1 pseudogene is annotated in these 281 nt (G+C 40.6%); it reads left to right on the top strand.

The annotated features are described in order from the left end of the window. A pseudogene (locus AAEY88_RS13030) lies at positions 1 to 281 on the top strand (hypothetical protein); the annotation flags it as partial.

Below are 281 nucleotides of genomic sequence, written 5' to 3'. Positions count from 1 at the left end.
CTGCTGGGTGGTCGGTTTAACTAGTGAGCAACTTACCTTAAGTGTAAGTTCAGTTACTGCGGCTAACCACATTCGCTACTTACAAAATGCTTACTTGACGATATTGACCGAGCAATCGATTACATTTCAACAACTCAAGCAGATTAACGTCGTGGTAACCAACAACTCTTACCGTTCTTCAAAAACATCGAAAGAATCAGCTTTGCTATCAACCGTCTCAAAGCCTTATAAAGCTAATGTAAATCAGGCTCTTAGCCAAAACACAAAGCGGACTATATCAC

The organism is Psychrobacter sp. CAL346-MNA-CIBAN-0220 (assembly GCF_040309805.1).
Lineage (GTDB): Bacteria > Pseudomonadota > Gammaproteobacteria > Pseudomonadales > Moraxellaceae > Psychrobacter.
The sequence above is the reverse complement of the archived record's forward strand: the minus strand, read 5'-3'. Positions and strand labels throughout refer to the sequence as shown.